General features: G+C 72.6%; 1 protein-coding gene. It reads left to right on the top strand.

All coding sequences use genetic code 11. The features are described from left to right. Positions 1-248: HD domain-containing protein (locus KVT32_RS30990; protein WP_217619522.1), on the top strand; the 248-nt coding region annotated here is incomplete at both ends.

The following is a 248-nucleotide window of genomic DNA, read 5'->3' as shown; positions in this document are numbered from 1 at the left end:
CGTGATGGCGGCCAGCTACCTGCACGACCTGGTGAACCTGCCGAAGGACGACCCGGACCGCGCCCAGGCCTCGCGCCGCTCGGCCGCGCTGGCGCGCGAACAGCTGGCGCGGATCGGCTTTCCCGTAGACCGGCTGGACGCCGTGGCGCATGCGATCGAGGCGCACAGCTTCTCGGCGGCGATTCCCGCCACCACGATCGAAGCGAAGATCGTGCAGGACGCCGGCCGCCTCGACGCCCTCGGCGCCA

This window comes from Achromobacter sp. GbtcB20 (genome assembly GCF_019091095.1).
Taxonomy (GTDB): domain Bacteria; phylum Pseudomonadota; class Gammaproteobacteria; order Burkholderiales; family Burkholderiaceae_B; genus Achromobacter; species Achromobacter mucicolens.
Note: the sequence above shows the minus strand (reverse complement) of the source record. Positions and strands in the feature narration are given on the sequence as shown.